This is a genomic window from Saprospiraceae bacterium (genome assembly GCA_016709995.1).
Taxonomy (GTDB): domain Bacteria; phylum Bacteroidota; class Bacteroidia; order Chitinophagales; family Saprospiraceae; genus JADJLQ01.
In genome coordinates this window covers 195,026-207,509 of record JADJLQ010000003.1, presented here as the reverse complement: position 1 = coordinate 207,509, position 12,484 = coordinate 195,026, and the positions used below count along the sequence as shown (strand labels likewise).

Sequence of the window (12,484 nt, the reverse complement as noted above, 5' to 3'; positions counted from 1 at the left end):
TCTAAAAAAAGTACATTACCTCATTCAGCTCTGAGGCTTCCGATAGGATTTTTACTGGCTACTTTTATAGTTTGCAGGTAAATCAGTAAAGTAGTGAAACACACCAAAGCACCAAAAGAAAAAATAAAAGGATATAAAGTCATATCTATTCTGTATACATAGGTTTGTAACCACCGGTGCATCAGGATATAAGCTATTGGACTGGCAATTATTCCCGCAAACAACACAATAGTTAAAAACTCACGCACAAATAGCAGCATGATGCCTCCTACAGAAGATCCTAAAACTTTACGGATACCGATTTCTTTAACCCGCCTTTGAATACTCAATCCTATCAAACCGAGTACACCAAGAAAGACTATGATCAAAGCTAATATCGTCGCCGCATAGGAAGCTTTCTTCAATTGTAACTCCGTCAGGTATAGATTGGATAATTTATCATCCATAAAAGAGTACTCAAATGGAGCACCGGGCATCAAAGTATTCCATTTATTCTGAATATTGGTTAAGGAGTTTCCAATATCTCCTGGTTTTAATTTGAATGAAAAAACCCTATAGATTGGATTGAGCGTCACTTGCATAAAAGTGATCGGTTGGATGGCCCGGGTAAATGCACCAAAATTAAAATCTTTGGTTACACCAGCTACTATCACTATCAAAGGATTACCTATCACCCGAAGCTGCCTTCCGACGGCATCCTGTGGACTTTGCCATCCCAGCGCTTTAGATTGGGTTTCATTGATGACAATCAGAGCAGAATCCCGGGGATCTGATTTAGCATAGAAGTCCCCGGCTATCAGCGGTATACCATAGGTAGATATAAAATGTTGATCAGTAGTTAAAAGGCTTGAAGTTACTGCCTGAGAAGAGTCCCGATCTGCTCTATATAAAGTAATATTACCGGAGCTATTGCCATCCAGCACTTCATAAGATAGGGATACATCCTGGATCACCGGCAAAGAAGCAAACTGGGCCCTCAAATCTTGCATTTGTTTAACCCCCTGGGGTGTCCAGTTTCGCGGCAGTTGAGCGGAAACAATAAATGTCTTATCAAAACCCAGATCCTTTTTAAAAAAATAATTTACCTGCTGAGAAATAATAAGGGCACTTATAAACACGATCGCTGCTGTGGCAAATTGAAAAGCCACTAATGACTTTCTCAATATCACCCTTTCACCAACAGTACTCAGCTTGCCTTTGAGCGAATCTACTGATCGCATCGCGGATAATATGAATGCCGGGTATATACCGGCTATCAATCCAACCAATATTACTCCAATAATTAAACTAATCAAAAAAGTGCCTGGCATTTGGTATAGTGCAGGTATCTCTTTTCCCATCACGTTTCTAAAAAATGGTCTAAGCATTTCAGCCAATGCCATTGCGAATACAGCGGCAATCGTAGTCAGCATGATTGACTCTATCAGAAATTGCAAGATCAATTGGTTTCTGAGCCCACCCATCACTTTTCGAATGCCAATCTCCCGGAGCCGTGTAGCCGATCTGCTGACAGAGAGATTTACGAAATTGATCACCGCCATCAACAAAATAAAAAAAGCAATTCCACCTAAAGCATAAATCAATTTTTTCACCAGACCACCAAATGCATCCAGATAATATTCGTTGAGCGGCTTGAGGTAAGTGGTGACATTGGAAGCTACTGCTGGTGATACATTTTGCGTAATCAATTGTTGTATAGGGACAGTCAACTGTTCTGGACTTACTCCGGGTTGCAACTCCAGGTACGAAGGTATATATTGATTGAGCCAGGTCTCCATATCCCGTCCGAAATAATTCAGGTCGGAAGACGATATATAAAATTGATTATCATTGTCCGCAGTGACCCAGGATACAGAATTACGTTTTGGTTTTTTCATCACTCCGGTGATCAGGAAATCATGCCTGGCTCCTGCAAAATTCTCTATAGTGAGACTTTGACCTGCGACATCGGTCCTGCCAAAATATTTCCTGGCCTTTTCATCTGTGATGACCAAGGAGTATGGCCCATCAAAAGCAGTAGTAGGATCACCATCCATCAACTCAAACCCATACATTTTCAGCATGGTACTGTCTCCTATTTGTAAACCTTCCCTGAATGCTTTATCACCCAGGCTTACATTGGAACTGATGCCATCCCATCTGTAATAATTTTTTACCAATGTTGGGTACTGATTATACAAAGCCTTGGCCAATGGCCCAAATGAAGTCAACTCTATTCCCTGGTTTGGATCTTTCCATTTACTCTGAATAATGTATTGCCTTTCAGCATGTAAAAGCGTTCGATTAACATTCCACTCACTCCAAATATAAGAAGCAATAATAAGAGCAAACGCGATTCCTACAGATAAACCCGCGATATTGACGACAGAAAAGAAAGGGTTTTTGATCAGGTTGCGCCAGGCGATTTTAAAGTAATTTGTAAGCATATGTTTTTGATAAAGATTACAGGAATCAGATTAAGAAGTTAGCGATTTATATCTGATTCTAATTCCTCACTCACTCTTCAGACTTTTTACCGGATTAATCATAGCAGCCCTAAAAGATTGAATACCCACAGTAAAAAATGCAACTACCATTGCAGCTATTCCTGCCAACACAAAAACTAACCAGGGTATTTCGATTCGGTAAGCATATCCTTTTAACCATTGACTAACAAAATAATATGCAACAGGTGCAGCAATTGAAAATGAGACTCCGACCAAAATTAAAAATTCTTTAGATAACAAGTTGATGACACTGCCAATACTGGCTCCAAGGACTTTCCTGATTCCTATTTCTTTGGTACGATTTACAGCGGTTAATGCTGCAAGACCAAACAAACCAAGGCAGGCCAGAAAAATAGATAAACCTCCTGCCCATCCAATGATGCTGCTCAGTCGGGCTTCTGATTGATAAAAACGATCCAGGTCTTCATCCAGAAAGCTGTATCTGAATGGCAAAACTGGTTCAATGGCGTTCCAATTATTTTCCAGTTCCTTTAAAGTTTTGGTGAGTTCTCCAGGATGTAACCGGACAAATATCTGGTCCGGCACCGTATAATCTTCAGTATAATGATGAAACATCTGCGGCTTGACTTCCTCCTTAAAAGGTCTGAAGTGAAAATCTTTGATCACCCCGACGATGATAGGCAATGGTTTATTTTCTTTATTTTCATCAAAATATCCTTCCAGTGGTTTCCCAACAGCATCCTGTATGGTCCAACCAAAACTTTTTACAAACTTTTCGTTTACAATTACATAATCACCGTGCATCTGTGCATCAAAATTTTTTCCCGCCAATAGTTCCATGCCCATTACATCTACATAATCGTGATCTACGAAATATTCATATGCGTCTTTTTGTTCCCCCTGGTAATTCCATCCGACCTGGCTCCAGCTAGCACCTTCTCCCAGGCTCATCTCTCCGCTGGCGATATTTTGCACTCCGGACAAGTCCATACCTAATTGCCTAAATCGAGGATAGATGACTTTGCCATTTGCCTGATCCGCATGAACTACAAGAACATTTTCCTTATTAAATCCCGGATCCTGATTACGCATATAATTAAGCTGGCGTACGACGAGCATAGTAGAAATTGCAAGACCAATACTTAATACAAATTGTGTAGTGACAAGAGATTTGGTGAATATATTGGATCCTGACAATCGCAACTTACTTTTAAGCACCTCCAAGGGTTTAAAACCGGATATGACCATAGCGGGGTAAGTACCTGCCAGTAGTCCGGCAATAAGTATCATGGCCAGTGTCAACCAAATGATCTCAGGGTATAAATTGATTGAAAAACGAAGCTGTCGGTCAGCAAGAGCATTAAAATAGGGCAAGCTTATCAAGGCAAGGATGATGCCTATGGCTCCCGAGACTATACTTAGTATCAGTGCTTCCGTAAGAAACTGGCTTACCAATTGTCTGCGACTTCCTCCAATGACCTTTCGTACACCCACTTCTTTTGCTCTACCAGCAGATCGGCCTATGGCCAAGGTAGTAAAATTGATACAGGCTATGATCAGGATACTGGCAGCAATAGTCAATAAAATCCAGATGCTTTTAGGGTCAACCTCTGCAGCACCTTTCCATTTATCCCGCCCCATATGGATTTCCTTGAAAGGCTGCAATTTATAACTCACAGGAGGGCCTTGCCCTTTCCAGACATTTTCTTTCCTCATCTTAGCCTCTTTATCCGGATAGTGGCGACTATAAAATTCTTCCATCTGAGCGGTATTAGTCGCTAACCCATTACCTGGTTGCAAAAGGACAAAGGTTTGCACTGATGCATTATTCCATGAATTTTTAGACCGTATACCTTGTGCTGTCTGATACAATCGGTCAAAGTTGAGTAAAATATCAAATTTAATAGTTGAATTGGAAGGCACATTGACAGCGACCCCGGTCACCTGGTATGATTCAAACTTATCTTCCAGCTTGATGTCCAGTGTTTTTCCAGTTGGATTTTTTTCTCCAAATAATCGAATAGCAGTTTCCTCGGTTAATACCAAATGATGAGGCTGATCTAGTACGACATGTTTATTTCCATATAATAGTGGAAAACTAAATACCTCGAAAAAATTAGAATCTGCAAACGAAATTTTTGCATTTTGCACAATGCCATTACTCCTCACATAACTTTCGTCCCATCCAGACCGCATCCGCACAGTACTCTCTACGCCTGACATTTCTGCAGTCAGTGCAGGTCCTACCGGATAGGGCATATAATTATGAACAGCCTCTTCAGTACGCCCGCCAAAAGGTTGCATCCAATTGACCATTTGATACAGTCGTCCATTATGCTGATGAAATCGATCAAAACTAAATTCATTGACCGCATATAACATAAATAATAATGCGCTAGCCATACCTATACTCAAGCCCAAAACATTGGTGACTGTAAGGCCTTTCTGCTTAAACAAGTTACGAAGGGTGATAAGAAAGTAGTTTTTGAACATATCAAATTACTTAATAGATTTAAACATTTTTATAAGATATAGGCCTGAGTCTGATATCCGATTTTGACTTCTGATTCTGATTCCGTCTCTCACTCACTCCTAAGATTTTTGATAGGATTGGCCAATCCCGCTTTTATAGATTGTACCATCACTGTAGTCAAGGCTACCAACACGATCAATGCCAAGGGTATGATAAAAAACCACCAACCCAGATCAATGTGAAACGCATATTTTTTAATCCAGTTATTCACCAAAATAAATGAAATAGGTAAAGCTATAATACCTGCCAGCCAGATCAACTTCAGATAATCCCTGGTAATCATGGAAGTGATCTGAAATACATTCGCCCCCAAAACTTTGCGGATACTAATCTCCTTTTTACGCTTTGCAATCGTAAATATCGATAGTCCTAACAAACCCAGGCAAGCAATCAACAGGGCGATGCCTGTAAATACCCATAAAACCGATGCAAATAATTGCGCATTATTATATTGTGCACTAAACCTTTCATCCAGAAAAAATGAACTAAACGGGCTCTGAGGGAAATAAGAACTCCATTTTTGTTTTACATAGGCCATCAATCCCGGCAAATCTGTCGAAGTAAATTTTAGAGAAAAATTACCAAAATCTGATTCCTGTCCAAGATAAAATACGATCGGGTCAAATGCATATTCAAGTGACTCCTGGTGAAAATCTTTTACCACGCCGATCACTTTGTAATAAGCTTGACCATCCGAAACTTCCTGGCTGAGGATATCGAGAGGCTGAATAAAACCAAATATCCTGGCTGCAGTCTCATTGACAAGGACATTAACGATAACCGCTGTATCTTGAATGGGGGTTTCATTGGCAAAATTTCTCCCTCCAGCCAGGCTCAAGCCATAGGCTGGCAAAAATTCCTTGTCAATCCCCAAGACTCTACACCTTTTGGAAACCGTTGAATTTTTTAACGTAAAGCTGCTCGATCCTCCTACCTCAGCTCCAGGCACTGAACTAGATGCTGTCACAGAGTTTATCGCCGCATATTGTTTCATATCCTGGATGAAACCAGCATAAGCCGGGATCTGTGAGCTATCCAGATTGGAAGTCTGATTGATTACCAATGTCTGATTAATATCTACACCCAAATCTCGATGTTGCATATATCTCAACTGACGGTAAAAGCCAAAGGCTCCGGCAATCAATATAATCGCAGCTACAAATTGAAACACCACTAATGATTTTCTCAATAATGTTTTGCCGCCCTGATTGCTTTTAAACCCGATCGAACTTTTGATGGCATCGATAGGTTGGAATGAAGCCAAAACAAATGCTGGGTAAAAGCCAGCCAGAAAAGCTCCGAATATAAAAATACCTAAAGCCGGTAGCCAAAATCGCCATGATGTGGTTTGTAGACTTACCATATCCTTTTGAACCAATTCCGAAAATAATGGCAGAGCCAGGTAAAACAATATGAGCCCAATCAAGATAGCCAATAAATTGAGAAATAAAGATTCTGCCAAAAATTGTCTGATTAATTGAAACTGCCCTGCACCAGCTACTTTTCGTACTCCAATCTCTTTAGCACGGTCTATGGATCGGGCTGTCGACAGATTAATATAGTTGATCCACGCTATGATCAATATAAATAATGCAGCAAAAGCCAAATATTTCAAATACCCTAACTCTCCATTGCCTGCCATCTCATAATCATAAGCAGATCGGGTATGGATGTCCTTAAGTGGTTGCAAAACAAATGTTTGCACAAATCCAGATTTCCTCATGTCCGCACCCATGTACTGTTCTGTAAAGGCAGGAAATTTAGCTTCGACTGTTTTAGGTGATGTACCGGGCTTCAAAAGCACATAAGTGTAAAAATCTGACCACCCCCAGCTGGTATTGGCACTGCCATCAGTGAGCTGTATATATTTATCGTAGTTCAGCAAGATGTTGAATCGAATATGGGAATTGACAGGAATATCTTCTAATACACCCTTCACGATATAATCTTCATTGGCATATTTCAGCGATTTACCCAAAGGGTCATTTTTGCCAAAATATTTTATGGCCGTCTCCTCTGTGATGATAGCATCATTTAATTCTTTGAATACATTTTTTGAATCTCCCAATTTAAACGTAAATGAAAATATATCAAACATATCCCGGTCTACAAAAAAGATCCCGCCATTTTCTATGATTCTTTGATCACCATTAGACACCACACCTCCTCTCCTTCTAAACCTGGCTGCCTTCTCCACCTCAGGAAAATCTTTTTTCATGGCTGGAGCCAGCGCCGGATAGGTAAAGGCAAATGTCTGCTGTTTGCCATCCTTTTCAGCAACAGTCATAGGAACGCGAAAAATTCTGTCCCCATTTTTATGCATATCATCATAACTGTATTCAAAGCGAAGATAGTTGATGATCAATAAGAAGGCAGCAATGCCCACTGACAATCCCACAAGATTAATAATAGAAAAGGTCTTGTTTTTCAGCAAGTTCCTCCAAGTGATTTTAAGATAATTATTAAACATACTTTATTGATTGAGCTTTCGAAATTTTAAAATTGAAGAAATCAGAATTCAGACTCAGAAATTTTCTGACATTAGATTCTAACACCTGATTCTGATTCCCTATTCACTTCGCAAAGAATTAACAGGATTCGCTACTGCCGCTTTTATGGTTTGAAAACTCACTGTCAAAATAGCAATCAATACTGCCGAGATACCCACAGCAGCAAAAACCATCCAGCCAATATTTACCCTATAGGCAAAATCGGCCAGCCAATGATTCATACTCCACCAGGCTATCGGAACTGCAATCACAAATGCCAATATCACTAACCTGACGAAATCTTTTGAAAGCAAGGTTACTATCTGCATGACAGAAGCACCAAGTACTTTGCGTACACCAATTTCCTTAGTACGAAGATTAGACATATGGATGATAAGTCCTAATAATCCAAGACAGCTGATAAATATACACAAGCCCGCAGCCCATTTTAATAATCTTACCATATTCTGTTCAGCCTTGTAAAATGCAGCAATGCTTTCATCAAAAAACTTATAGCTAAAGTCATCTTCGGGATAAAGTGATTTATAGGTTAATTCCACTTTACTGAGAGCCCTTTTCCATAAATCAGGATCTGTGCCTCTAGGTTTCAGTGCCAGATGAATGGTATAATTATTCCTTGAACTGGACGAATAGGCCAATGGTTTAATAGGTGTCCGTGTAGAGTTGGTATGAAAATCTGCAATGACACCGGTGATTGGCACGATTTTACCTCGCTCAATATAATGCCCAACAGCGTCTTGAGGATTTTGGAAGCCTAATAACTTTGCGTAAGTTTCATTGATGACAAATTCTCGTAAAGTGTCACTATTCTTTAAGTTTTCTCCAGCTAACAGCTTCATCTTATACAAATCAAAATAACGCTCATCAGCAGTCTTGGTCTCAACCATCGTCTCAATCATTTTATTTTCTTCTTTGTACTTCATGGTGGTTGTATTATAATTATTGGCAGTTGGTGGAGCATTGCCAAGGCTGACGGTCTCTATCTCTGGAATTTGTTTTAACCTTTCAAGAAGCACAAACCGTCGATCATCCTTTTGGGAAGAAAAAATATTCCATTCAGTATTAAAAAAAACGATCGCATCTTTCTTATACCCCAAGTCCTTATTCAAAGAATACCTTACCTGTTTACCTACCACTAAAGTAGCTATCAATATGACTTGAGTAATGACGAATTGTGATACGGTAAGCGTCTTTCTTAACCATGCCTTTCGAGTTTGATCTGTTCCTGCATACGCCTGGTTCTTTAAAACTGCAATTGGCTTGAATCGGGACAGAACCCAAGCAGGGTAAAATCCAGACAATAAACTTACCACCACAGTCAAAACAGCCATGAAAAGCCAAACATGAAGCTGATTGAGAGAGGCAAAAGAAATGCCCGGAGGAATAAAATCTCTGAACATTTGAATCAACCAGGGAGCCAACCCAATCGATACCAACATCGAAATGCAAGTAAGTACAAAGGTCTCCATGAGAAATTGAGCAGTCAAAGGCGCTTGACCACTTCCCATGGTCTTCAGAATACCTATTTCTTTTGCTCGCTGTGATGCCTGTGCAGTAGTCAGATTAATAAAGTTGATGCAGCCCAAAATCAGTAAAAATGCCGCAACTGCCAATAATCCGATCAGTGTCGGTTTGTGCGCTTGCCTCCCTTCCTGGAATGCATCATAATGGGCATCAAAATGTATATCCGCCAAGGGTTGCAAATAATGTTTTGTATCGTCGGGTTCTCCATCCTCGGATTTTGGCAAATATTTAATTCTCATATCCACCAACTGTTTTTCAATCTGGGTCGGCACGATGCCCCTGACCAACTTTACAAATAATTGTGAAGAAGAATTGATACTGCCCCACTCATCCCAATTCCAATTATTTTTTAATGCGGTCACCTCCAATGTAGTCCTGGATATAAATTCTTTAAATGTCAAATCAGTAGGGTAATCTATATCTTTTACAATACCTGCTACAAGCATATTAAGGCTATCATCATATATTATAGTCTTTCCTAATATGTCATTGGGAGAAAGGTTGCCAAAATAAGTCTTTGCCCTGCTTTGAGTTAGTACTACCTGGTATGGATCTTTCAAAGCAGTCAGTGGTGTCCCTGCCAACCAGGTATATTCAAACAAATTAAAATAATATTGATCAGCATAAATAATATTCTTTTGTTGTTTAAAAACCGCGGGGCTTTGATTACCAGGCAGTGGAATTGCTACTTTGAATTCATAAGGCGTGATAAAATGGGTTTGCAACTCTATTCCGGAAATATCTTGTCGCATACCCTTATCCGTAGGAACAGGCACACCAGAATTATTAATCGTGAGGTCAGGGTATTTAATTTCAGAAACTACCCGATATATTCTATCACCATCTTTATGAAACTTATCAAAGCTATATTCATATTGTACAATAAGATAGATTACCAAAGATGCACTGATCCCAATAGCCAATCCGGCAATATTGATGAAGGAAAATAGCTTATTATTTCGGAATGTCCGGAAGGCAATCTTAAAATTATTTGCAAGCATTGATTTATTCATTGGGCAACTTAAAATCATTAGGATAATAGATCAGGCATCAGATAGTTTCGATTAGTAGAAAATATTATTCGGTCCTTAGAGTGGTGACCGGCTTAGTCATTGCTGCTTTCGCGGAATGATACATCGCAGTAAGCACAGCGGTAATTACAATCACCAAAGCTGATAAAATAAACGGTAATGCTGTCATCTCCTGATAATAGGTAAAAACTTTAAGCCAATTGTGCATAAAATACCAGGCGACAGGAAATGCAATCAAAGCAGCGATCAATGCCAACCACAAATAACCCTTAGTGATGAGGGCCATCACACTCATGACACTGGCACCCAAGATGCGACGCACACTTATTTCCTTTTGTTTTTGTTGGGTAGTAAATGCAGTCAGTCCCAATAAACCCAGGCAGGTGATTAGGATAGTCAGAATCGAAAAGGATGCAAATATCTTCCCCCTCTTTTCATCAGCTGCATATTGAGAATTGTAGTCCTTGTCAAGAAATTTGTACTCAAAAGGCAACTGTGGGAAATATTTGCTCCAAGTGGCTTCTACTGATGAAATAGAAGAAGCTATATTGGATCCCTCTAACTTTAGCTGGATAATATTGCAATTGGCTGTATAAAACAACAAAAGCGGCTCTATGGGATTGTACAACGATTTTTGATTAAAATCTTTTATCACTCCTACTACTTCTAGATAATTTCCTGAGGTATCCCCCGGGAAAGTAACTCTCTTGCCTATGGCCTGGCCATCCCATCCAAATTCCTTGACCATAGCTTCATTAACAAGTATACTATGTAACGTGTCTTGCTGACCAATAAAGTTGCGCCCATTCACTACAGGAATGCTGAGCGTGGTTAGGTAAGTTTCATCTATATTATAACAGACAATACCTTTCTCCGTTCTACCATTTTTACCCTCAAGGCTGAACAGGTTTAAACTTGTACCTCCACCAGGATAAGAATAACCTGTACCAATAGATTTAATCCCGGGCAAACTTCTCAGTTCATTATTGAAAGCATAAATTGTACTCCGCTCATCTTTTCCGGTATTAACAGTCACTGTCATCACTTGTGATTTGTCAAAACCAAGATCCTTACTACGAAGAAATGAAAGTTGATTGTATACCACCCAGGTGCAAATCAACATGATCATAGAAATAGCAAACTGCAGGACTACCAAAGTTTGGCGCAAATTGACATTGCCAGAAGCATTTGAAAGTACTCCCTTTAGTATACCAATGGGTTTAAATCCCGAAAGATAAAATGCAGGGTAGCTGCCACTAACCAAACCAGTGAATAAAGCTATAATCAACAACAATAATAAGTTAGCTGGTTGTAATAAAGTATGAATGGTGAAAGATTTTCCGGAAATAGAATTGAACGTAGATAATAAAGCAAGCACGGTGATCATACTCAGTACAACCGCCAATATTGATGTCAGTACAGACTCACTAAGAAATTGCATGATCAAGAGACTTTTGGAGGATCCGGTCACTTTCCTTATCCCAATCTCTTTGGCCCGTCTAGCAGATCTGGCAGTAGTCAGATTCATATAATTAATACAGGCTATCAATAGCATAAAGAAAGCAACTGCAGAGAATATCCATATATAAGACATGCTACCCAACTCTTCAGGCTCGCCCTGCAAAGTAGAATGAAGATGTATTGAAGTGATAGGGTCTACCCTGTATTTGATCTTAATATTGTATTGTGCAAATATCGGAGCCATATACTTTTCATACATAGGCAATAATTTATTCTCCAGGGCAAGTGCAGAGGTCTGCGGTTTTAACAATACGTAAGTATAATTATTAAACCCACCCCAACCACCAAAATTGTCTGATTTTAAGGTAGACTCAGAAATTAAAATATCGTACCGGATATGAGTATTAGGTACCGGATCTTCTATAACACCAGTTACTTTGTAAAGATCATTGGCTGCCGTCTGCAAAGTCTTACCTAGCACGGATGATGTATTACCAAAATACTTTATCGCAATTTTTTTAGAGATCACTACACAATTTGGCTCCACCAAGGCACTCGCAGCCGAACCTTCTAAAAAGTTTTGATCAAATACTTTAAATACATTGCTGTCAGCATAATATATTTTAGTCTCAAAATGCGTAGCATCTCCATTTTTAAACAAAGTCCTCTCCCTGGAAATAAATCGCACAGCTTCTTCTACCTCAGGAAATTCGTTTTGGAGCGTGGGGCCTAATGGAAATTGTGTAGAAGCCCATTGCATTTTCTTATCCGGTTCCTGAATATCGGCACCTATCCGGCAGATTCGATCCGCATGCTTAAACTGACGGTCAAAACCCAATTCGTCTTTTATATAAAATATTAAAAACAAACTGAAGGTAATGCCTATGGTCAAACCTAAAATGTTGAGTAGACTATAGCCAATATCCTTTTTGAAATTTCGCAAAGCAATTAATAAAATATTTCTAATCATCTTATTGA

Annotated in this window: 5 protein-coding genes; all 5 read right to left on the bottom strand. The window is 39.4% G+C overall.

Annotation, left to right across the window (positions count from 1 at the left end; all coding sequences use genetic code 11):
* Positions 1-20: 20 nt before the first annotated feature.
* Positions 21-2,426 (bottom strand): ABC transporter permease, encoded by a 2,406-nt coding sequence (locus IPJ09_20015; GenBank protein ID MBK7373677.1) that lies wholly within the window; start codon positions 2,424-2,426, stop codon positions 21-23.
* 66 nt (positions 2,427-2,492) lie between these two features.
* Positions 2,493-4,940, bottom strand: coding sequence for an ABC transporter permease (locus IPJ09_20010; GenBank protein ID MBK7373676.1), 2,448 nt, complete (start codon positions 4,938-4,940; stop codon positions 2,493-2,495).
* An 89-nt stretch (positions 4,941-5,029) separates the two neighbouring features.
* Positions 5,030-7,450, bottom strand: a complete 2,421-nt coding sequence (locus IPJ09_20005) for an ABC transporter permease (GenBank protein ID MBK7373675.1) — start codon at positions 7,448-7,450, stop codon at positions 5,030-5,032.
* Positions 7,451-7,549: 99 nt separating this feature from the next.
* Complete coding sequence (locus IPJ09_20000; GenBank protein ID MBK7373674.1) at positions 7,550-10,027, bottom strand: ABC transporter permease; 2,478 nt, start codon at positions 10,025-10,027, stop codon at positions 7,550-7,552.
* 64 nt (positions 10,028-10,091) lie between these two features.
* On the bottom strand, positions 10,092-12,476 hold the full coding sequence (locus IPJ09_19995; protein ID MBK7373673.1) for an ABC transporter permease: 2,385 nt from the start codon (positions 12,474-12,476) through the stop codon (positions 10,092-10,094).
* Between the last annotated feature and the right edge of the window lie 8 nt (positions 12,477-12,484).